At 66.3% G+C, this 20770-nt stretch carries 18 protein-coding genes; 6 read left to right on the top strand and 12 right to left on the bottom strand.

The genetic code is table 11. The features are described 5' to 3' along the window. Positions 1-5: 5 nt before the first annotated feature. The 5 genes from LGY53_RS26935 to LGY53_RS26915 form a co-directional block, all read right to left on the bottom strand. Complete coding sequence (locus tag LGY53_RS26935) at positions 6-971, bottom strand: phosphotransferase family protein (RefSeq protein WP_225729509.1); 966 nt, start codon at positions 969-971, stop codon at positions 6-8. A gap of 10 nt (positions 972-981) precedes the next feature. After that, entirely contained in the window at positions 982-1734 is a 753-nt protein-coding gene (locus tag LGY53_RS26930) for an amino acid ABC transporter ATP-binding protein (RefSeq protein WP_225729633.1), read from the bottom strand. Between the two features lie 44 nt (positions 1735-1778). After that, positions 1779-2741 (bottom strand): amino acid ABC transporter permease, encoded by a 963-nt coding sequence (locus LGY53_RS26925; RefSeq protein WP_225729508.1) that lies wholly within the window; start codon positions 2739-2741, stop codon positions 1779-1781. Positions 2742-2744: 3 nt separating this feature from the next. Continuing rightward, complete coding sequence (locus LGY53_RS26920) at positions 2745-3668, bottom strand: ABC transporter substrate-binding protein (RefSeq protein WP_225729507.1); 924 nt, start codon at positions 3666-3668, stop codon at positions 2745-2747. A 120-nt stretch (positions 3669-3788) separates the two neighbouring features. Further along, on the bottom strand, positions 3789-4862 hold the full coding sequence (locus tag LGY53_RS26915) for an isocitrate/isopropylmalate dehydrogenase family protein (RefSeq protein ID WP_225729506.1): 1074 nt from the start codon (positions 4860-4862) through the stop codon (positions 3789-3791). Between the two features lie 78 nt (positions 4863-4940). Between LGY53_RS26915 and LGY53_RS26910 the strand changes: the two genes are divergently transcribed. Beyond that, positions 4941-5462 carry a 2'-5' RNA ligase family protein gene (locus LGY53_RS26910; protein WP_225729505.1) on the top strand — a complete coding sequence of 174 codons (522 nt, stop codon included), beginning with the start codon at positions 4941-4943 and terminating at the stop codon, positions 5460-5462. A gap of 49 nt (positions 5463-5511) precedes the next feature. Then, the gene (gene trxA / locus LGY53_RS26905; protein WP_167473966.1) at positions 5512-5880 is read left to right on the top strand and encodes a thioredoxin; all 369 of its coding nucleotides are present in this window, start codon (positions 5512-5514) and stop codon (positions 5878-5880) included. Between the two features lie 54 nt (positions 5881-5934). Here the strand turns inward: trxA and LGY53_RS26900 are convergent, their stop codons facing one another. Further along, positions 5935-6366, bottom strand: coding sequence for an alpha-isopropylmalate synthase regulatory domain-containing protein (locus tag LGY53_RS26900; RefSeq protein WP_225729504.1), 432 nt, complete (start codon positions 6364-6366; stop codon positions 5935-5937). A 430-nt stretch (positions 6367-6796) separates the two neighbouring features. On the opposite strand from LGY53_RS26900, the gene LGY53_RS26895 reads away from it, so the two are divergent. The 4 genes from LGY53_RS26895 to LGY53_RS26880 all read left to right on the top strand — a co-directional run bounded on the left by LGY53_RS26895 (position 6797) and on the right by LGY53_RS26880 (position 11930). Further along, positions 6797-8023 (top strand): hypothetical protein, encoded by a 1227-nt coding sequence (locus LGY53_RS26895; protein ID WP_225729503.1) that lies wholly within the window; start codon positions 6797-6799, stop codon positions 8021-8023. A 7-nt stretch (positions 8024-8030) separates the two neighbouring features. Beyond that, entirely contained in the window at positions 8031-9254 is a 1224-nt protein-coding gene (locus LGY53_RS26890) for a hypothetical protein (RefSeq protein WP_225729502.1), read from the top strand. A gap of 411 nt (positions 9255-9665) precedes the next feature. Continuing rightward, entirely contained in the window at positions 9666-10427 is a 762-nt protein-coding gene (locus LGY53_RS26885; protein WP_225729501.1) for a hypothetical protein, read from the top strand. A gap of 45 nt (positions 10428-10472) precedes the next feature. Next, positions 10473-11930 carry a serine/threonine-protein kinase gene (locus tag LGY53_RS26880; protein ID WP_225729500.1) on the top strand — a complete coding sequence of 486 codons (1458 nt, stop codon included), beginning with the start codon at positions 10473-10475 and terminating at the stop codon, positions 11928-11930. A 3-nt stretch (positions 11931-11933) separates the two neighbouring features. Here LGY53_RS26880 and polA read toward each other — a convergent pair whose 3' ends face one another. The 6 genes from polA to LGY53_RS26850 form a co-directional block, all read right to left on the bottom strand. Continuing rightward, complete coding sequence (polA, locus tag LGY53_RS26875; protein ID WP_225729499.1) at positions 11934-14666, bottom strand: DNA polymerase I; 2733 nt, start codon at positions 14664-14666, stop codon at positions 11934-11936. 76 nt (positions 14667-14742) lie between these two features. Further along, positions 14743-16419, bottom strand: a complete 1677-nt coding sequence (locus tag LGY53_RS26870) for a DUF885 family protein (RefSeq protein WP_225729498.1) — start codon at positions 16417-16419, stop codon at positions 14743-14745. Between the two features lie 42 nt (positions 16420-16461). After that, positions 16462-17226 carry an ABC transporter ATP-binding protein gene (locus LGY53_RS26865; protein ID WP_225729497.1) on the bottom strand — a complete coding sequence of 255 codons (765 nt, stop codon included), beginning with the start codon at positions 17224-17226 and terminating at the stop codon, positions 16462-16464. Then, entirely contained in the window at positions 17226-18221 is a 996-nt protein-coding gene (locus tag LGY53_RS26860) for an ABC transporter ATP-binding protein (RefSeq protein WP_225729496.1), read from the bottom strand. Before LGY53_RS26860 ends, LGY53_RS26865 begins: the two co-directional genes overlap by 1 nt. Beyond that, positions 18218-19645 carry a branched-chain amino acid ABC transporter permease gene (locus LGY53_RS26855; RefSeq protein WP_225729495.1) on the bottom strand — a complete coding sequence of 476 codons (1428 nt, stop codon included), beginning with the start codon at positions 19643-19645 and terminating at the stop codon, positions 18218-18220. The genes LGY53_RS26860 and LGY53_RS26855 overlap by 4 nt, the downstream gene beginning before the upstream one ends. Beyond that, complete coding sequence (locus LGY53_RS26850) at positions 19642-20679, bottom strand: branched-chain amino acid ABC transporter permease (protein ID WP_225729494.1); 1038 nt, start codon at positions 20677-20679, stop codon at positions 19642-19644. Before LGY53_RS26850 ends, LGY53_RS26855 begins: the two co-directional genes overlap by 4 nt. Between the last annotated feature and the right edge of the window lie 91 nt (positions 20680-20770).

Below are 20770 nucleotides of genomic sequence, written 5' to 3'. Positions count from 1 at the left end.
CCGAATCAGCGCACGCCCCAAAGCGTTTCGGCGAGCTCGTCGATATCGGTGATTCCGGTCAGGTCGAACGGGACCTCCTCCAGCACCTCGAAATCGTGCAGGAAGGTGAAAGCCAGCATCGCCCTTGGGAACTCGGGCGTCACCTCGAATTCGGCCGCCGCCAGCGCGACGCCCAACAACTCCCGATCGGCGCGGAACGCGTTGAGATGCAACTGCACCAGGCCGTACCGGAAGTCGCCCGCGTATACGTCGTTGAAGTCGATCAGGCCGGTGATCTCACCGCGCTCCGGATCGACGAAGAGATTGTCCGCGTTCAGGTCGCCGTGCACGAAAACCGGTGTGACGCCGTCGATCAGGTCGTCGACATCCGGCAGGAATCCCTCGACCGCGGCGAGCAGCTCCGGCGACAGGTAGCCCCACGCTCGGTGGTCGGCCACCGTCGCACTGCGCCGTGGCCGCAGCATCTCGGCGAATTCCGGTGCGTCGTAACCGAGTACACCGGTTTCCACCAGCGGCACCGCCCGCAGGCCCGCCAGCAGCTCGCCCGCACTCCTGGCAAACCGCAACGCGGTGGCCCGGCCCGCGGTCGCCGACACCTGCCGCCACGGCCGTCCCGCCACCGCCGACGTCACCAGAAACGGCCAATGCCAACCACTTTCGCCGGGCAGCAGCTCACCCCGGGCGAGCAGCCGAGGCACCGGCAACGGTTGCCCGCCGAGCACCCGATACGCCTCGGTCTCCGAGACCAGGCTCTCCGGACCGGACCAATACGGGCCGAAGAACTTCACCACCATCCCGTTATCGCCGACGACCACCGGATTGGTGCTCGGCCCCGGCACCGATAAGGTCCGCGGCTGCGGTAGCCCCACCGAGGCCAGCGCGTGCCGGGCCCAAGGCGCCCACAGCTCGATATCGTTGCGGCGCGCCGCGTACGCCGCGTCCGAATTCAACTCGCTCAGGTCCGGCAGCACGGCCGGAACTCTATAGGATCCGGGACAGGAAAGCCTTCGTGCGCTGGTGCTGCGGATTGGTCAGTACATCGAGCGGCGCCCCCGACTCGACCACAACGCCGCCGTCCATGAACACCAGCTGATCGGCGACCTCACGGGCGAAACCCATTTCGTGCGTCACCACCACCATGGTCATACCGGACCGCGCGAGCTCCCGCATGACCGAAAGCACCTCACCGACCAGCTCCGGATCCAGCGCCGAGGTCGGCTCGTCGAACAGCATCAGCTTGGGGTCCATGGCCAGCGCACGGGCGATGGCGACGCGCTGCTGCTGACCGCCCGACAGCTGAGCCGGATAGGCATTGGCCTTCTCCGCCAAGCCGACTCGGTCCAGCAGCTCCTTGCCCCTGGCGATCGCGCGCGCCTTGTCGATCTTCTTGACCTGTATCGGCGCCTCGATCACGTTCTCCAGCGCCGTGCGATGCGGGAACAGATTGAAATGCTGGAATACCATGCCGATTTCGCGACGCTGCTTGGCCGCCTCGCGCGGATGCAGCTCATAGAGTTTGCCGTTGCGCTCGCGATAGCCCACCAGATCACCGTCGACGTACAGGCGGCCCGCGCTGATGTCCTCGAGATGGTTGATGCAGCGCAGGAAGGTGGACTTGCCGGAACCGGACGGACCGACGACGCACAACACCTCGCCGCGCCCGACATTCAGCGAGACACCCTTGAGCACCTGCAGTGCGCCGAAGCTCTTACACACCCGATCCGCGACGATCATCGGTTGCGCCGGGTCGGTCGGTTGCATCACGTCCTGCTCGCCGCTCATTTCGCCTTCACAATCGTCTGCGCGTCCGCCAGCTCCTGCAGCTGCTTGGAGGTCAGCTGTCTGGTCGCGCCGCGGGAGTAGTAGCGCTCCAGGTAGAACTGGCCGATCATCAGCACGCTGGTGATCGCCAGATACCAGGTCGCGGCGACCAGCAGCAGCGGGATCGGCTGGAAGTTCACCGCGAAGATGTCGCGGGCCCGGCCGTACACGTCGGCGGTGTAGGGCACCGCGGCCGCCAGCGAGGTGGTCTTCAGCATGCCGATCAGCTCGTTACCGGTCGGCGGGATGATCACCCGCATCGCCTGCGGCAGCACCGTGCGGCGCATGGTCTGGCCCCAGGACATGCCGAGCGCGATGGACGCCTCGCGCTGTCCCTCACCGACGGAATTAATTCCGGCGCGGACGATTTCGGCCATGTAGGCGGCCTCGTTCAGGCCGAGGCCGATCACCACGAAGACGAATGTGGCCTGCATGTGCTGCACGTCGATGTGGAGCAACTGCGGCCCGAACGGAACGCCGAGCTGGATGTTCTTGTACAGCGACGGGAACAGACCCCAGAACACCAGCTGCACGTAAACCGGCGTGCCACGGAAGATCCAGAGATACACCCAGGACGCCGACCGCAGCACCGGGTTGGGCGATAGGCGCATCACCGCGAGCACCGTGCCGAGCACCACGGCCAGCGCCATGGCCAGGACGGTCAGCTCCAGCGTGATCACCACACCGGATTCGATCCGGCTGTCGAACAGATATTTCCAGTAGGTGCGCCAGCCGTAGGCCGAGTTGGTGGCCGCGCCATATCCGAACAGTGCGACCAGCACGATGATGATCGCGGCGGCGATCCAGCGGCCGGGGCGGCGTAGCGGTATTGCCTTGATCGGAGTGGGTTCGCCTGCTGTGGTGGCTTCCCCACCTTGCCCGGTGTCGCCGGGCAAGGCCGTCGTATCAGATGAGGGCATCGATCAGCTCTCGGCGCCGTTCACGACCGACTTGGTGATCGCACCGTCCTGGACACCCCAGTTCTTGCAGATCTCCAGGTACTTTCCGGAATCGATGAGGTGCTGCACGGCGGCGGACAGCAGTTTGGCCAGCGGCGAACCCTTCGGCACCGCCCAGCCGTACGGCGCGGAATCGAAGACCTGACCGGCGGCCTCGATCTTGCCGCCGCTCTGCTTGATGCCGTACGCGGTCACCGGAGAGTCGGCCGACATGCCGTCGACCTGGCCGAGCACCACCGCGTTGGTCGCGGCGCTCTGCTCGTCGAACGCCTTCTTATCGATGGCGGGCTTGCCCGCATCGGTGCACTTCTTGCTCTTGGCCGGGATCTCGTCGGTGTCCTCGACGGTGTTGGCCTGGACCGCGACCCGCTTGCCGCAGGCGTTGTTCGGGTCGATCGGCTTACCGACCGGCTGCGCCCACTGGATGCCTGCCTTGAAGTAGGTGGCGAAGTCGACCTGCTGCTCGCGTTCCTTCGAATCGGTCATCGAGGACATACCGACGTCGTAGGTGCCCGCCTGGATGGTCGGAATGATCTTCTCGAAGGCGGATTCGGTGTATTCGGCCTTGATGCCGAGGGTCGCGGCGACGGCGTCCATCAGGTCGACATCGAAGCCGACGATCTTGCCGCTCGGGTCCTTGTACTCGTTCGGCTGGTAGGGGACGTTCACACCGACGACGATCTTGCCGGACGACTTCAGCTTGTCCGGCAGCTGCGCGGCGAGCGAATCGACCTTCTCGATACCGCTGACCTTCTCGGCCTTCGGCCCGGTGTCCTCGGTGTTCTTCGTACAGCCCGTCAGCGCCAGTGCGCCGCAGGCGAGCACGCACACCGCCTGCAGGGCGCGCCTGCCAACTACCGATCGAACAGACACAGCAGCCCTCCACATTTCGAATACCTGAAACCCGGGCGTCACCACCCGTTTGGCAATCTAAGCGACCGAGCCGCTCCGTGCGTGACAGTAACGGAAGATTCATCCGTTCTGTGTCGTACCACGGCGACACTCCGATTACCGGCGGTGCACCCTAGCACATACCTGCTCGGTGAATTCGCTGGTCGAGGCCAGGCCGCCGAGGTCGGCGGTGGCGATACCGGCCGCGAGCGCGGCGGCGACGGCGCGCTCGATCCGCTCCGCGGCCTGCCGCAAACCACCGTCTGAGTCACGAGTCCCCAACCAGTGCAACAGCATTGCCGCGGACAGCTGCAACGCGGCCGGATTGGCGCGATTGTGCCCGGCCAGCGCGGGCGCGGCACCGTGCACTGCCTGGGCCATCGCCCTGGTGGCCGAACAGTTCAGCGATGCGGCCAGACCGAGTGAGCCACTGAGCTCACCCGCCAGGTCGGAAAGGATGTCGCCGAACAGATTCTCGGTCACCAGCACATCGAATTCCGCTGCGGCGCGGACCAAATGAGCCGCCATCGCGTCCACGTGCTGATCGTCGACCGTCACACCCGGATAGTCACGGGCCACTTCGTAACAAACATCACGGAAAAGCCCCATTGTCATCGGCAGCACATTCGCCTTGTGCACGATGGTGACCCGCTTGCGCCGCGCCACCGCGAGGCGAAACGCCTCGTGCGCGATCCGGACGCATGCGTCCCGGGTCACCACGCCGACGGCCAGCGCGACATCCGGTGTCGGCCGGAACTCCCCCGACCCGGCGAACATATTGCGGTCGGCGTAGAAGCCCTCGCTGTTCTCCCGGACAATCACCAGGTCGATATCGGGTGCGACGGAACGCACACCGGCGAACGCCCTGGCCGGGCGGATATTGGCGTAGAGCCCGAACCGTTTCCGGATGGCGCCGCCGGGTGCGGCCCGATGCTCCGGCGGGTATGAGGCATTGTCGTGCGGGCCGAGGATCCAGGCGTCGAGCTCGTCCAGCATGTCGAGGGTCGATTCCGGCAGCGGCGTGCCGAATTCGGCGATCGCCCGGTGACCGATCGGCAACTGAACCCATCCGACCGGCGCGACATCGGCCGCGGCCAGCGCCTCGTCCACCACCCGCCGGGTGGCGCCGACCACCTCGGGACCGATGCCGTCGCCTTCGATCAGACCGAGTCTGATGCGCCCATCGTTCACCGGTTCATCCTCCCCGTGCCCCGCAGGCACGCCCGAACCGACCCGCCCACCCGGCGATACCGCTACCTTCTGGAGATCATGGTGCAATCGGTCGAACTGCTGTTGGACGATGCGGCCGACGCCGAGATCCGGCGCGAGTGGCGGTTGCTCGCCGACGCCGGAATTCCGAGCCTGGCGGCCAAAACCACCGAAACCAACCGGCCACATATAACTGTCGCGGTGGCGCGGCAGATCTGGCCGCGCATCGACCATGCCCTGGACGGTTATGTTTTCCGGCCCTTCGCCATCCGGCTGGGCGGGGTGCTGATCTTCGGCGCGCGCAACCCGATCCTGGTCCGGCTGGTGGTGCCGTCCGAGCAACTGCTCGCGGTGCAGCGCGCCATCTTCGGGATCGTCGCGCCGTGCCCCGGTATCCCGGCCAACCTGCACCCGGACGCGTGGACCCCGCACATTACGCTGGCCCGGCGGGTCGCGGCGCAGCGACTCGGCGAGGCGGTGCACGCGGTGGCCCGGGACCGGGATTTCCCCGCGACCGTGGTGGGTATCCGCCGTTGGGACGGCGATCAACACCGTGAGTGGGGGATCGGCAATGGAAGATAAGCGGAACCGTATGTGTTATAGCGGTGCATACCGAATATGAGAGGACGTCATGGCCACCCAGACGCTGACCCAGCAGAACTTCGATGAGGTAGTCACCGGAAACGACGTGGTACTCGTCGATTTCTGGGCTTCCTGGTGCGGTCCGTGCCGCAGCTTCGCGCCGACCTTCGAGGCCTCCTCGCAGGCGCACCCCGACGTGGTGCACGGCAAGGTGGACACCGAGGCCGAGCAGGGCCTGGCCGCCGCGGCGAATATCCGGTCCATCCCGACCATCATGGCCTTCCGCGAGGGCGTGCTGGTGTTCGCACAGCCGGGTGCGCTGCCGCCCGCCGCACTGGAGGATCTGGTGACCCAGGTGAAGGCGCTCGACATGGACGAGGTGCGCAAGCAGCTGGCCGAACAGTCCCAGGGCGAGTAAACGAGCAACTCAGGGCCGTTCACATTCACGAAATGTGAACGGCCCCTTGCTGTTTCAGACGCCGAGGCGGTTCACGCCGGCGATCATGGCGCGGACCGTCGATTCGGCGCTGTCGCCGGCGATGGCCGCACCCCAGCCGCGCCTGCCGTCGCATTCGCACTGCACGAAGGTGGCGGTGCCATCCTCGGTGCGGCGCTGATGGAACTGCAGGATTTCGACCGGATAGCCCTCGTCGTACAGCGCCGAGGTGAGCGCCGCGACCGGGCTGCCGCTCGCGACGACGGTGCGCAGGCGGTCGGCGAATTCGAGGGTCGCGGTGAAATCCGCGCCCCGATTGACCGACGACCAGTCGCCGAGCCGGATCGGGCCCGCGTTCTCGCCGTACCGGAGGTGGAATTCGGCGGGCGTCATGCCCGTACTCTCGGCGCGCAGGCCCTTCGGGGCGGCGGCCAGCAGGTTATTCGTGTCAAGTGTCAGGATCGTCATGTGCACGTAGGTCTTCCCGGAGAAGTCTTTCCACAGATGGAGGAGGGGACCAGCAGCCAACAATCAACGGCCCGCAGCGAGGGGGCCGGTCCGAATCAGGCCCCGCTGCGGCGGGTTACTACGAGAATTAGCCGACGCGCCACCATCGCGGTGAGCGGAATTAGCGCGGCGCGGTCGCGGTCTGCGACATTCGCTGCCGCACTGTGGCGGTCGGTCGGATTCGGCACGCGATCGACAATAGGCGTCCGCCGGTGTATTGGCAACGATATTTCGCGTCCGTTTTGCCACAGTTTTCGCTACCCGCGAGTATCATCGCCGCACGTCATGGGCTTGGTAGCCCGAGGGCATCGGTAGGCGGCACGATCGATCCTCCTCGCCCGCACCCCGACGGCGGCGTAACATCCGATCAGGACCACGCTTCGGGGGAATCGTGCAATCGGCCGTTCCATGGGCATCGTTGCGCGCGGCGAGTCTGCTCTGCCTCGTCGGCGCGCTGGTGATCGCTTGCGGCTCAGTGGTTTCCGGGACACCCGTGCGGCAGGAGGCCGATCTGTCGCGGCTGGAGGTCGGCAACTACCCCACCGTCCCGCGCCACCTCGGCACGGCGAAGACCTTGAAACAGGGCAGGATTCGCGAATCACAGCGACTGGCCGACTATGTCGCGCTGCCGTTCGAGGCCGATCCGGGCTATACCGAGGACAGCACCGGCGGGACCGCGCGGCATATCGTGCTCGATTCGAAGGGTATGGGCGATCTCGTCATCAACGACACCTTCGACGATGTGGCGAAGGATCTCGTTGCGGGCTGGGTGAACCGATGGGATACCGGCGGCCCACCCGGCGCTCCCCGGCGCACGCTCGCCATCGCGGTGCTGGAATTCCCGGACGCCGCCACCGCGACCACCGTCGCGGCGACGCTCGAGCACGACGATTTCACCTACCACAGCATCGGCCTGCCCTGGTACATGGCCGATAGCGAACCGGTTTCGTTCCCGAAGTACCAAGGGACCAAGGCACATTGGCGCCCGCCCACACCCGCGCTCGTGTCATGGACCGTCCGCGACCGCTATGTGGTCTTCGTCAAGATCATCGACGACACCGCCACACCCGACCTGCCCGCCCTGATCGGCCGGACCGAACACATGTTGGACGTGGCGGTGCCGCTGCTGGACCAATTCCGGCCTACCCCGGCCGATCAGCTGAGATCCCTTGCGCTGGACCCGGATGACGTCCTGGCGCGCACGCTGGCGACCAATCCGGAATTCGTCTGGCGACCCGATCCGGACGGTGTATTCACCGGGCGCGGCGCGGTTTTCGGCCTCGAGTCCACGAATCTGGACTTCCTCACGACCGGGGATATCGACCGGATCGCGTTCGGCGACACCACCGTATTCCGCAGCCGGTCGGCCGCGGGCGCACGGCGGATCTGGCAGAAGTGGGCCGACGAGCTGCGCACCGAGCAGAACCGGCAGGCGATCGATCCGCCGAAGGGTATCGACGGCGAGATCGTCTGCGCCCGGCCGAGCCAGCAGATCCCATTCGATGTGTTCCGGTGCATTTTCCAAATCGACCGATGGACCGTGCAGGCGCCGGGCCGCCAACAGCAGGACCTGTTCCAGAAGGTCAGCGCGCAGTACGCGTTGCTGACGAGAAGGTGAGCGGCGCATGGGATTTCCCCGCTCACCCGGTTTGGCGCTGGTACTGCTCGCCGCCCTCGTCGCCGGAGCCTGCGCCGCGACGACGAGCGGGCAGCCCCATCCGGGACCGACGCCGGCGGATCTGTCCGCACTCGACACCGGCCCATTCCAGGCCGCCCCCTTCGACTTCCGGCCGCGGCTGCAGACCAAGGACGATGTCTTCCACATCGAGGCCCGCCGGATGATGGGATACCTGCTCTCGCCGCACGAGGTCGATCCGGAGCTGAACCAGCTCGACGATGCCCGAATCGTCGACGACACCAGCTTCGGCGCCCCACCGTACGCGCCGTTACCCGAGCCGTACGGGGCGGGGGCGACCCGGCATCATCTCATCTGCGGCGCACTCGTCACCCGCACGAATAACAAATCACGCGAACGCAAAACGATGACCATCGTGCTGCTGCGCTTTCTATCCGCGGACGAAGCGCGCGCCGCCGCAACGGAATTCGCGGCAACACCGCTCAACGACCGCACCGACCGGCACGATATCGCGCTACCGGATATCGCGGGCGCGAGCGCGTGGTCGAATACCGACGTCAAGGGTTTCGCCTTCGCCGCGCACGGCGACTACGCCGTGCTGAGCCTGGCCGCCGTACCCAGGCCGGATCCGAATGCGCTTGCGGCGCAATTCGAAACGATGTTCCGAGCGCAGTTCGCCCGGCTGGAGCAGCTCACTCCGACACCGGTGGACGATATCCTCGATCTGCCATCGGCCACCGAACCGCTGATGCGGCTGGCACTGCCGCTGTCCAAGAAGGCGGGCACGAGTTTCAGCCTCTTCGACGCCACCATCGGCATATACACCCCGGCGGGGCAACTGCACTTCGAGCGCGACGCCGCCGTCGCCAGTAGGGCGTTCGCCGACGCCGGCGTCGACCTGGTCGCCCACAATGACGGAATCGTTTACCGAACACGGGATTTCGATTCCGCCGTGAAATTGCAGACGGCGTTGACCGCGCCCGGCCACAACGACGACGAGGTCGCCGCGCCTCGGGGCATCACCGACGCCCACTGCATCGAACTCGCCGACCCTGAGCCGATCCGGAACGACTCATATCTGTGCGCGGTGGCCGTCGGCAGGTACGTCGGGGTGGTCGGCGAGGAGTACGCGTTCGGCGAACGGATGGCCCCGACGTTCTATCAGCGGGTCGCCGCCCAGTACGCGATCTTGGCTCGGGCGGAGCGAATGTGATGGCGCGGCAGCGGAATTCGCTCACGGTTATGCTGACGTGCACCCTGCTGCTCGCCGCGACGGGATGCGATTCCGGCTCCGGTCCACCCACCGTCGACCTCGCGAAGCTGGACTCCGGCAACTACCTCACCACGCCGCGCACCATCGCGCCGACCGCGCAAACCGGTGCGATCCAGGAGTCGGTCGAACTCGCGAACCACCTTCCGCTGATCCTGGATGTCGACAGCCGAATGGTCTTCGGCGACGTCACCAGCGGCAATTTCGCATTCACCGCCGACCACCCGCCGCCGGTCGAACCCAGCTATCACATCGACGATTTCAATGCCACCGCACCCGGTTTGATCGCCGGATTCCGAACCGGGGGGGCAGCGCAGGATCTCCTACGCACTCGGGCTGGAGGCCCAACTCGGCGTGCTGCGTTTCGGGACGCCCGACCAAGCCGGGCACGCACTATCCGTCCTCGCCGGAGCCCAAGCGGCGCAACCGAATACCACCGATACGTCGATTCCGGCGTATCCGGATGCCAGGGCCGAGATCAACGAGTACGGAACCGTCATGACCTGGCTCGTTCGCGATACCTACCTGGTGTGGACCATTGTCGAGGACAACCTCGCTCCGGCGCCGGATCCGGCGCCGCTGAGCCGATTCACCGCGCGGATCTACGACAAGCTTTTCGAAATGCTGCGCGACTATCACCCGACACCGCCGGATCGGCTGGCCACGCTCCCGGCCGATGTCGACGGCCTGCTCGGCCGCACCCTGCCGAGTCCGAAAACGCCCGACTGGACACCGGCGATCTTGACGCCGCGCGCCGCACTGCATCGCGACTATTACCCCGCGCGGACCAGCCGGATATTCGCCGACGCGAAGGTCGATCTGCTGGCGATCGACCTCTCGACGATCACCCGAGCCGGGGATCGGCCGGCCGCGGCCCGGCTGCTGGCCGCCTACGTCGACCAATTGTCCGAGGACTACGGACCATTCGACGGACCGCCCGGATTGCCGGGCGCCAAATGCCTGAAGAAGCTCGATGATCCGGTCGGGCCCGCGGTCGTCACCTATACCTGTTTCATCGGCTACGACCGGTATGTGGCGCAGGTGTGGGCCGAACAGCCGCAGGACCTCTATCAAGAGGCCGCCGCGCAGTACAAGCTGCTCGCGGCCGGGCACTGATGGTTGCTAAATTCTGGGCAACCCCCTACCAGGTAGGAGAGTCGAATGCCGTTGCCTCCCGGTGCGATCGTGGGCGGCTACCGGATCGTTCGCGTGCTCGGTGCCGGTGGCATGGGTACGGTCTACCTGACCCAGGACCCGATTCTGCCGCGCCGGGACGCGCTGAAGGTGCTCAATGCCGACCTGAGCGAAAACGCCGAATTCCGAGCGCGTTTCGAACGTGAGGCGAATCTGGCCGCCTCCCTTGATCATCCGAATATCGTCGCGGTCTACAGCCGCGGCGAGGCGGACGGACAGCTGTGGATCGCCATGCAGTACGTCGACGGCACCGACGCGGCGCGGGAAGTCGCGCGCGGATTCGCGGTCATGACGCCGCAGCGCGCCCTGCGCATCGTCACCGAGGTGGGCAAGGCGATCGACCACGCCCATCGGCGCGGACTGCTGCACCGCGACATCAAGCCCGGGAACTTCCTGCTCGCCGCGGTCGACGGCGAGGACGAACGGGTACTGCTCACCGATTTCGGCGTCGCGAAATCCATGGTGGACGGCCAGGAACTCACCGAAACGGGCGATTTCCTCGCCACCGCCGCCTACGCGTCACCGGAACAGCTGCTGGGTCACAAACTGGATCACCGCTCGGATATCTACAGCCTGGGCTGCGCCTTCTACAAGCTGCTCACCGGGCGCAGCCCGTATCCGTACGCTTCACCCACCGAGATCGTGCTCGGCCATATCAACGAGCCGCCGCCACGGCCGAGCGCGGTGCGGCCCGAACTGCCGCCGGCGCTGGACGCGGTGATCGCCCGCGCCATGGCGAAGGATCGCGGCGACCGGTATTCCAGTTGCCGGGAGCTGGCTCAGGATGCCGCGGCAGCCTTCGCGGATCCCGCTGTGCCCAAGCCTATTTCGGCGACTCGACCATTGCCGAACGATCGGACCCGCGTCGGGCCGCGCCTGTCCCGGTTGCGGAAGTTCTTGCTACCCGCGATATTTGGGGTGGTCGTCGCGCTGGTGGTCGGCGCGGCAACGTATTTCCTCACCGATCACGGCGGCAGCGGTCCCGCCGCCGACCGGGCCGCGCAGATTCGGGCCGCACATCCCGAATTCGCCGACAAGCAGATCGCCGCATTCCTGGTGACCGATACCGATCTCTCGGTCTTCCTCGACCCGAGTGATCAAGCGCGGTTCCTGCAAGCCATCGGCTTCGTCTACAGCCGCGAATACCGGGCCACCGGCGGCGAGAAATCTCCGCGCCTGCTCGCGCTCAGCAGCTTCGTGCTGAGCACGCCGGTCGACGTCGTCCTGGTCCTGCGCGCCGACCGGAGCGCGGGCGGCGGCGGGCTGGCCGGACTGCCGCACGGCCTGGTCGACAACCCGAATTCGAAAGTCGCCGTGGTAGACGATGTTTCGGCGGTGCAGGGCTTCCGCGTCTGGACCGATCAGTCGCCGGCTACCGCCGCGGGCAAGGTGGTGCCCGCGCTGGCGAAGGCCCTGCACACCTAGGGTTCAGTGCGCGGCGGCGTCCCAGCTGCGGCCGACGCCGACCGAAACCTCCAGTGGCACCGAAAGTTCGATGGCGGCGGACATCTGCTCGCGGGCAAGGGTTTCCAATGCCTCGCGCTCGCCGTCGGCGACCTCGAAGAGGAGTTCGTCGTGGATCTGCAGCAGCATCCTGGAGCGCAGGCCCGCCGCGCCGATCGCCTTGTGCACGTTGATCATCGCCACCTTGATGATGTCGGCGGCGGTGCCCTGGATGGGGGCGTTGAGCGCCATGCGTTCGGCGGCCTCGCGGCGCTGACGGTTGCTGGAATCCAGGTCGGGCAGATAGCGCCTGCGGCCGAAGAGGGTTTCGGTGTAGCCGACCTTGCGGGCCTGCTCCACCACCTCGTAAAGGTAGTCGCGGATGCGGCCGAACCTGGCGAAGTAGACGTCCATCTGCTCCTTCGCCTCGGCCGTGCTGATCTTCAGCTGCGCCGACAGACCGTAGGAGCTCAGGCCGTAGGCCAGGCCGTACGACATGGCCTTGATGCGCCGCCGCATCTCCGGATTCACCTCGGAGATCGGGATGTCGAATGCCTTGGACGCGACGAAGGTGTGCAGGTCTTCGCCGGAATTGAAGGCCTCGATCAGGCCCTCGTCGCCGGACAGGTGGGCCATGATGCGCATCTCGATCTGGCTGTAGTCGGCCGTCATCAGCGACTGATAGCCGGCGCCGACCACGAAGGTGTCGCGGATCTGCCTGCCGGTATCGGTGCGGATCGGGATGTTCTGCAGATTCGGCTCGGTGGACGACAGGCGCCCGGTGGCGGCGATGGTCTGGTTGAACGTGGTGTGGATCCGGCCGTCCGGCGCAACGGATTTCAGCAGACCCTCCACCGTCACCTTCAGTCGGGTGGCGTCGCGGTGCGCGAGCAGATGCTCCAGGAAGGGGTGCTCGGTCTTCTCGAACAGCGATTCCAGCGCGTCGGCGTCGGTGGTGTAACCGGTCTTGGTGCGCTTGGTCTTCGGCATGTCGAGCTCGTCGAACAGCACCACCTGCAGCTGTTTGGGCGAGCCCAGGTTGATCTGCTTGCCGATCACGTCGTATGCCGCGTTCGCCGCGGCGTTCACCCGGTCGCTGAATTGCCGGTGCAGCGTCTCCAGCTGATCGGTGTCGACCGCGATACCCGCCTCCTCCAGCGTGGCGAGCACGCCGAGCAGCGGCAACTCCATATCGGCGAGCAGCGGGGTGGATTCGATCTGCTCCAGTTCGGTGTCGAGCGCGGCGGCCAGATCGACGACCGCCCTGGCCCGCAGCATCTCGGCCTGCGCCAACTCCGCGTCGGCCGCGCCCTCCTCGTCGAGCAGCGAGAGCTGTGGCGCGGCATCGGTTTCGGCGCGCAGCTCGCGGCGCAGGTAGCGCAGCGACAGATCGTCGAGGTTGAAGCTGCGCTGGCCGGGCCGGACCAGGTAGGCGGCCAGCGCGGTATCGCTGGTGAGCCCGCCGAGGGTCCAGCCGCGCCCGCGCAGCGCGTGCATGGCGGACTTGGCCTCGTGCAGCGCCTTCGGCACCGCCGGGTCGGCGAGCCAGGCGCCGAGTGCCGCCTCGTCTTCCGGGGTGAGCACGCTGACATCGATGTAGCCGCTCTCGCCGTCGGCGGCGGCGATGGCGAGCGCGCGCACGTCACCATCCGCGGGAGTGCCGGTGCCGACGATCGAAACACCGTGCCGCACACCGGCTTTCGCATGCTCGGCGAGCCAGCCCGCGACCGCGCCGACCTCCAGCGCCGCACCGCTGATCTCGAATCCGGCCTCGGCCTCCGGCTCCGGCGGCGCCAGGGTTTCGAACAGGCGGTCGCGCAGCACCCGGAATTCCAGATCGTCGAACAGCTGGTGGATCTTCTCCCGATCCCACGGGCCCTGCGCCAGCTGCTCCGGTGTGTACGGCAGCGGGACGTCGCGCACCATCTCGGTGAGCTGACGGTTCAGCACCACGCTGCTCAGGTTGGCGCGCAGCGCGTCACCGACCTTGCCCTTCACCTCGTCGACCTTGTCCACCAGGGTGTTCAGATCGCCGTATTCGCGAATCCACTTGGCCGCGGTCTTCTCGCCGACGCCGGGAATGCCGGGCAGGTTATCGCTCGGGTCGCCGCGCAGCGCCGCGTAATCCGGATACTGATTCGGGGTGAGACCGTATTTGGCCTGCACCTCCTCGGGGGTGAACCGGGTGAGATCCGAGACGCCCTTGCGCGGATAGAGCACCGTGACATCGTCGTTGACCAGCTGGATCGAGTCGCGGTCGCCGGAGACGATCAAAATCCGGAAACCCTCGGCCACCGCCTGCGTGGTGATGGTGGCGATGATGTCGTCGGCCTCGAAGCCCTCGATCGCCATCACCGCGATGCCGAGCGCGCCGAGCACGTCCTTGGTGAGTTCGACCTGCCCGCGGAATTCGTCGGGGGTGGCATTGCGGTTCGCCTTGTACTCCGGGTACGCCTCGGTGCGGAAGGTCTTGCGGTTCACGTCGAAGGCGGCCGCGATATGCGTCGGCTTCTCGTCGCGCAGCAGGTTGATCAGCATCGCGGTGAAGCCGTACACCGCGTTGGTGGTCTGCCCGGTGACCGTTTTGAAGTTCTCCGCGGGCAGCGCGAAGAACGCGCGGTAGGCAATCGAATGCCCGTCCAGCAGCAGCAGGGTCGGCCGGTCCGTCCCGGACGCGGTGGCGGAACGCTCAGCAGTCGTCGGTGAACTCACGCGCATGAGTCTAGGGACCGGCACCGACAAGGGGAGACGCCGACACCACCGAGTTGGGATCGGCGCCTCCCCGGCGGAGTTGCTAGAGCGTCGCCACCAGTTCCCGGAGCACCGGCAGGCTCACCGAACCCGAGCCGAGCACCACATCGTGGAACGCCTTGATATCGAAGGCCGCGCCGAGCCGCTCGGTGGCCTGCCTGCGCTGGCGGCGGATCTCGAGCTGCCCGACCTTGTAGCCGACGGCCTGCCCCGGCATGCCGATGTAGCGGTCCACCTCGGTGGTGATCTCCTGCACGCCCACCGGCGCGTTGGCGACCATGAAGTCGATGGCCTGCTGCCTGGTCCAGCCCTTCGCGTGCAGTCCGGTGTCCACCACCAGGCGGCAGGACCGCCACGAATCACCGGCGAGCATCCCGACCCGGCCGAGATCGTCGGCGTACAAACCCATTTCGTCGGCGAGGCGCTCGGTGTACAGCGCCCAGCCCTCGACGAACGCGGTGTTGGCGAAGGATTGCCGCTGGAAGCGCGGCAGGTGGTCGAGTTCGTTGGCGATGGTCAGTTGCAGATGATGGCCCGGAATCGCCTCGTGGTAGGCGATGGACGTTGTCTCGTAACGGTGTTTGCTCGCCGGGTCGTGCACGTTGACGAAGTACGCTCCGGGCCGCGAACCATCGGCCGCGGGCGGAAAGTAGTACGCCGCAGGCGAATCCGCCGCCAGGAATTCGGGAACCTCGACGATGTCGCATGATTCGCGCGGCAGCCTGCCGAACCAGTTGCCCATCTCCGCATTCGCCGCCGCCAGCGCGGCACGCGCGTCGGCCATGATCTCCGCGCCGCTGGTGTAGCGCAGCGCCGGATCCTCGCGCAGCCTGCGGAAGATCTCCGCGACATCGCCCGTCCCGAACAGCCGCTGCCCCACCTCGGCGTACTCGTCGCGCAGCAACTTCAGCTCGGACAGTCCGAGTTCGTGTATCTCCTCCGCACCGAGATCGGGAAGCGTTGTGTGCCTGCGCAGTTCGCGCCGGTAGATATCCTCGCCGTCGCCGCCCAGCCAGCACAGGCCCGGTTTGTCGTCCGGCCTGCTCGCCGGAAGCAGCTCCGCCGCCAGCGCGTCACGATAGCGCTGGAAGGCGGGACGGATACCGTCGCGCACCACGTCGACGAGCTGTTCGCGCCAGGCCGCCGCACCGTCCCAATTCGCCGGACCGCCAAGGGAGGCAAAGGGATCCGATGCGATATCGGAGGCGAGATAGCCGTCCAGCTGATTCAGCGAACGCTCGATGGTGATCCGCGGCGGTGTCCGGCCCGCGGCCAGCCCGGCGCGGAATCGCGCCACGGCCTGGTCCAGCATGGTCCCGAACTGCTTGTAGCGCTCCAGCAGTGCGAGCGCGTTCGCCGGTTCGGGTGCGTTGGTCTGCGGGGCGACCATCAGCAGTTCCGCGTGTATACCGTCCATCTGGTCGGAGGCCAGCTCCACCGGCCGCCACCCGAGATGCTCCACCGACCCGGTCAGCTCGGCGCGCAGCAGGCTGCGCGTCACCCGATCGGTGGCGTCGAGACCGGCCGGATCGATGGCGTCGACCTCGGCGAGCAACCCGCGATGCGTGGTGAGCAGCCGCTGTTCGGCGGCCTCCGACGGGTCCTCGATGCGGTCGTCGAACCGCCGGTCCCCCAGCAACGTCGCCTGACTCGGAAACGCTTCCAGGACGCTGTCCCAGTAGCGATCGGCCAGACTGATCAATTCGTCGTGCCCGTTCATGAAACCGATCATGCCCGAGCAGGCGACGTCACCGCAGCGGCTTTACGCGACCCCGAGGTAGGCGGACTTCACGGCCGGATCGGTGAGCAGTTCCCGCCCGGATCCCGTCTTGGTGACCTCACCGGTCTCCAGGATGTACGCGCGATCGCTGCGCGCCAGCGCCTGGCGCGCGTTCTGCTCCACCAGCAGCACCGTGGTGCCCTGCTGGTTGATCTCGCTGATGATCCGGAAGATCTGCTGAATCACCATGGGCGCCAACCCCATCGACGGTTCGTCGAGCAGCAGCAGCCGGGGCCGGGCCATCAGCGCCCGTCCGATGGCCAGCATCTGCTGCTCACCGCCGGACAGCGTGCCACCGACCTGTTTGCGCCGCTCGGCCAGGCGCGGGAACAATTCGAGCACCCAGTCCAGGGTTTTCGCGTATTCCGACTTCTCCTTGAAAACCCTGGAGTAGCAACCCATATCGAGGTTCTCCTGCACGGTCATCCCGGGGAAGACACCGCGGCCCTCCGGCGCCTGGATGAGCCCGAGACCCACCCGCTCGTGCGCCTTCATCCTGGTGATGTCGCGACCCTCGAACCGGATCCGCCCTCGGGTGAGCGGCAGCAGGCCGGACAGCGCGCGCATGGTCGTCGTCTTGCCCGCGCCGTTCGCGCCGAGCAGGGTGACCAGCTCACCCGGCGCCACCTGCAGCGAAATCCCGTGCAGCGCCTGGATTCTGCCGTAGTTGACGACCATGTCGTCGACCTCGAGCAGGTACTGCGACTGCGACGTGCTGGACTGCTCGTTCGGCTTCGTTTGCACCATCACTGCTCCTGTCCGCCGGTCGGCTCGGCGAGGATCTGCTCGATTTCGTCGTCGGGCACACCGAGGTAGGCCGCGATGACATCCGGGTTGTCCCGGATGTCGGCGGGCAGCCCATCGGCGATCTTGCGGCCGAACTCCAGCACGACGATCCGATCGGTCACCCCCATCACCAGCCGCATATCGTGCTCGATCAGCAGCACGGTGAAACCGTCGTCGCGGATCTTGCGGATCAGATCCATCAGCGCCGATTTCTCGCTGGGGTTGAAGCCGGCCGCGGGCTCGTCGAGGCACAGCAGCTTCGGTTCGGTGGCAAGCGCCCTGGCGATCTCCAGCCTGCGCTGATCGCCGTACGGCAGATTGCGCGCCTTCTCCACCGCCCGCGGCGCGATGCCGACGAATTCGAGCAGCGCCATCCCGCGCTCGATGGCGTCGCGTTCCTCCCGCCGGTGGCGCGGGGTGCGCAGCACCGCGCCCGGCACCGAGGTGCGGTGCCGGGCGTCGGTGCCGACGACCACGTTCTCCAGCGCCGTCATCTCGCCGAACAACCGGATGTTCTGGAAGGTGCGCGCGATACCGAGCCTGGTGATGGCGTTGCGCTTGGTCTTGGTCAGCGGTTTGCCGTCGAAGTACACCGTGCCGCTCGACGGCCGGTACACGCCGGTGATCGCGTTGAAGCAGGTGGTCTTGCCCGCGCCGTTGGGTCCGATGAGCCCGAGGATCTCGCCGCGGCGGATCTCGAAACTCACATCGTCGAGCGCGGTGAGGCCACCGAACTTGACCGTGAGCCCCTCGGTGCGCAGCAACGGTTTACCGACCGCGGTATCGATATCCCGATGCGGTGCAACGACTTCCGCGACCGTTTCGGCGTCGGCGAGCTCCGGGGCGACCGCCGAGACATCGACGACGCCCGCGCTGGACTCCGTCTGCTCCTCGGTGTAGCCCGCCGCCATATCCTCGTTGTCGAACAGCGCGCCACCCGCGCCAGGCCCGGTCATCCCTGCGCTCCAATCGCTTTGCCGCCGAACGGTTTGCGCACGGCCTGATACACCTGACGCCCATAGGTGAGCAGCTTCTGCCGCACCGGGAACAGGCCTTGCGGCTTGAAGATCATCAACACCATCAGCGTGATGCCGAAGAAGAGGTATTTGAAGTCGCCGAGCGACTGCGCGCCCTGCTCGTGGAATTTCAGCACATTGCCGAGAATCACCAGCAGTACGACGGCCACGACCGCGACGCCGCCGAGATAGCCGTATTTGACCCGGTTCTCCGCATCGCGAATCCGCCTGCGCCACACCATGACCAGCGCGACGATCACCGCGATCGTCACGATCAGCATCACATAGCCGAGCACGCTCTGACCCACCGCCTGCACCGAGAGCAACCGGTTCGGCAGGTACACGATGATGAACGCGCCGACGATCACACCGAGCTTGTTGCCCTGACCGCCGATCACCACCGCGCACAGGAACAGCATCGAGTTGATGACGTTGAAGCCGGTCGGGTTGATGAACTGCACCTGCCCCGCGTACAGCGCACCGGACAGACCGCCGATCGCGGCGCCGATCATGAACGCCCACAGCTTGAATTTGAAGGTGGGCACCCCCATGATCTCGGCCGCGTCCTCATCCTCCCGGATGGCGACCCAGGCGCGGCCGACCCGGCTGCGCTCCAGATTCCCGACGATCAGCAGGGCGATGATCACCAGCACCATACCGACCCAGTACCACCAGATTCCGGAGTTCGCCTTGTCGAAGATGTTGGAGCTGTTCGCATTTCCGACGTTACCCGCGGAGAACACGCCGTTCTGCTTCGTCGCCGACTCGCCGACGTGCGGATAGGCGATACCGGACAGCCCGAGGCTGCCGTTGGTGACATCGCCGAGGTTGTCGGCCAGCAGCCGGACGATCTCACCGAAGCCGAGGGTCACGATCGCCAGATAGTCGCCGCGCAACCGCAGCGTCGGTGAACCGAGGATCAAACCGGATACCGCGGTCACCGCCGCGGCCAGCGGCAGACAGGCCAGCCAGGCCCAATCCTTGTTCAACCAGCCGTCGGTCTGATTCCACGGACTGTTGGGACTGGTCAGCAGGCCCACCGTATACGCGCCGACGGCGTAGAAGCCGACATAGCCGAGATCGAGCAGACCCGCCTGTCCGACAACGACATTCAAGCCGACGGCGATCAGCGCGTACATCGCGAACTGCGCCATCACCCCGCCGAAACTGGTACCGGGGGTGTCCAGGAACGGCGGCGGATACAGGGGTAGCAGGGCCAGCAGTATGATCGCCGGAACGCCGATCCCCCACTGCGCGGGCCGCGATAGTCCCGACCACCAGCTGCGTAGCGCATCACCGATGCCGTGCTTCTCCGGCACCTCCGGTGCGCTCTTACCTTGCGGCTCAGCGGTTTTCACGCTCATGCTCGTGCCCTCCCGAGACTTTCGCCGAGGATGCCGGTCGGCCGGATCATCAGCACCAGCACCAGCACCACGAATGCGACGACGTCACGCCATTCGGTGCCGAACAGGATCTGGCCGTAGTTCTCGGCCAGACCGAGCAGCAACCCGCCGAGCAGCGCACCGCGCAGATTGCCGATACCGCCGAGCACCGCGGCGCTGAACGCCTTGATACCCAGGATGAACCCACCCGAGTAGATGATGCCGTTGGGAATCTTCATCGAATAGAGCAGCGCGGCCGCGCCGGCCAGCACACCGCCGATGAGGAAGGTCAGCATGATGATCCGCTCCCGCGAAACACCCATGAGGGTCGCGGTATCCGGATCCTGCGCCACGGCCCGGATGCCGCGGCCGAACTTGGTCCGGTTGATCAGAATCTCGGTGGCCAGCGCCAAAACGATTGCGGCGACCACGATCACGATGGTCACGTTGGTGACATCCGCGCCGCCGAAACTGAACTGGATCGACGGTTCGACCAGCATGATCGGCTTCTGCGCGTTGGTGCCGCCCAGATCCGGCCAGATCTTCGGGATCACGAAGTGCACGATCTCCTGGATCACGAACGACGCGCCGATCGCGGTGATCAAGAAGATCAGCGGTTTCGCCCCGCGCTTGCGCAACGGCCGATAGGCCACCCGCTCCAAACCCACTGCCGCGCCGCCGGATACGGCCATGCCGATGATCATCGCCAAGGCCAGATAGGTGACGGTGAGGATGACACCCTGCGAATAGACATCACCGCTGGGCGAGAAGCCCAGCAGCATCAGCCCGACATACTGCCCGAACAAACCGAGCATGAAAATTTCGGAGTGGGCGAAATTGATCAGCCGCAAAACGCCGTAGACCAGGGTATAGCCGACAGCGACGAGTGCGTAGATGGCACCGTAGGACAATCCGTCGACGGTCAGTCGCCAGAACTGATCGATCACCCCTTGATAGTTGAAGTCGATCGATCCGGCGGCGAGTTGTACAACGCCGCCGACTGCTGTTGAAAACATTCTTTTATTCGCCCTCGCTTATTCGCCCTTTACGAAACAGCACGTATGGGGGGATTCACGCGACCCCATACGTGCTGCGCGATTTCGTGTC

Source organism: Nocardia sp. JCM 34519.1 (assembly GCF_020361265.1).
GTDB lineage: Bacteria > Actinomycetota > Actinomycetes > Mycobacteriales > Mycobacteriaceae > Nocardia > Nocardia arthritidis_A.
Note: the sequence above shows the minus strand (reverse complement) of the source record. Positions and strands in the feature narration are given on the sequence as shown.

Coding starts and splice junctions, on each gene's coding strand:
- LGY53_RS26855 (WP_225729495.1), bottom strand. CDS start 19,645: ATGAGCGTGAAAACCGCTGAGCCGCAAGGTAAGAGCGCACCGGAGGTG.
- LGY53_RS26865 (WP_225729497.1), bottom strand. CDS start 17,226: ATGGTGCAAACGAAGCCGAACGAGCAGTCCAGCACGTCGCAGTCGCAG.
- LGY53_RS26850 (WP_225729494.1), bottom strand. CDS start 20,679: ATGTTTTCAACAGCAGTCGGCGGCGTTGTACAACTCGCCGCCGGATCG.
- LGY53_RS26910 (WP_225729505.1), top strand. CDS start 4,941: ATGGTGCAATCGGTCGAACTGCTGTTGGACGATGCGGCCGACGCCGAG.
- polA (WP_225729499.1), bottom strand. CDS start 14,666: ATGCGCGTGAGTTCACCGACGACTGCTGAGCGTTCCGCCACCGCGTCC.
- LGY53_RS26900 (WP_225729504.1), bottom strand. CDS start 6,366: ATGACGATCCTGACACTTGACACGAATAACCTGCTGGCCGCCGCCCCG.
- LGY53_RS26860 (WP_225729496.1), bottom strand. CDS start 18,221: ATGACCGGGCCTGGCGCGGGTGGCGCGCTGTTCGACAACGAGGATATG.
- LGY53_RS26930 (WP_225729633.1), bottom strand. CDS start 1,734: ATGATCGTCGCGGATCGGGTGTGTAAGAGCTTCGGCGCACTGCAGGTG.
- LGY53_RS26925 (WP_225729508.1), bottom strand. CDS start 2,741: ATGCCCTCATCTGATACGACGGCCTTGCCCGGCGACACCGGGCAAGGT.
- LGY53_RS26920 (WP_225729507.1), bottom strand. CDS start 3,668: ATGTGGAGGGCTGCTGTGTCTGTTCGATCGGTAGTTGGCAGGCGCGCC.
- LGY53_RS26870 (WP_225729498.1), bottom strand. CDS start 16,419: ATGAACGGGCACGACGAATTGATCAGTCTGGCCGATCGCTACTGGGAC.
- LGY53_RS26890 (WP_225729502.1), top strand. CDS start 8,031: ATGGGATTTCCCCGCTCACCCGGTTTGGCGCTGGTACTGCTCGCCGCC.
- trxA (WP_167473966.1), top strand. CDS start 5,512: ATGGCCACCCAGACGCTGACCCAGCAGAACTTCGATGAGGTAGTCACC.
- LGY53_RS26880 (WP_225729500.1), top strand. CDS start 10,473: ATGCCGTTGCCTCCCGGTGCGATCGTGGGCGGCTACCGGATCGTTCGC.